1 protein-coding gene is annotated in these 321 nt (G+C 63.9%); it reads right to left on the bottom strand.

Features of this window, described 5'->3' with window-relative positions; all coding sequences use genetic code 11:
* Window positions 1-38: 38 nt before the first annotated feature.
* Window positions 39-321 (bottom strand): Na+/H+ antiporter subunit G (locus QWI17_RS00590; protein ID WP_302720553.1); only part of this gene is annotated, 283 nt, incomplete at its 5' end.

The raw sequence follows: 321 nt of genomic DNA, 5'->3' as shown, positions 1-321 counted from the left end.
AGTTGCAGCGCCTGAGCCAGGTGTGAGGCGGCAGACCTTCAGTTGCCACTGTCGCAGCCGCTGCTGACCTCTTCAGGCACTGGCTCTTTCGCCACCCGCTTGCGGAACAGCGCTGCCCGTGCGAGCAGCAACGTGGTCACCGGCACAGTGATCGACAGCAGAATGGGGATCAGCCAGGCGTGCAGCACCGCCGCGTCCTTCAACCACGAAAAATAGATGATCGAGGCCAGTGCCACGCACCAGGCGCCGATGGTCGAGGCCAGTGCCGGTGGGTGCATGCGCTGGAAGTAGTCTTTCAGGCGCACCAGGCCCACTGCACCT

Source organism: Gilvimarinus gilvus, assembly GCF_030518155.1.
Taxonomy (GTDB): Bacteria; Pseudomonadota; Gammaproteobacteria; order Pseudomonadales; family Cellvibrionaceae; genus Gilvimarinus; species Gilvimarinus gilvus.
This window is presented reverse-complemented; position numbering and strand designations above follow the sequence as displayed.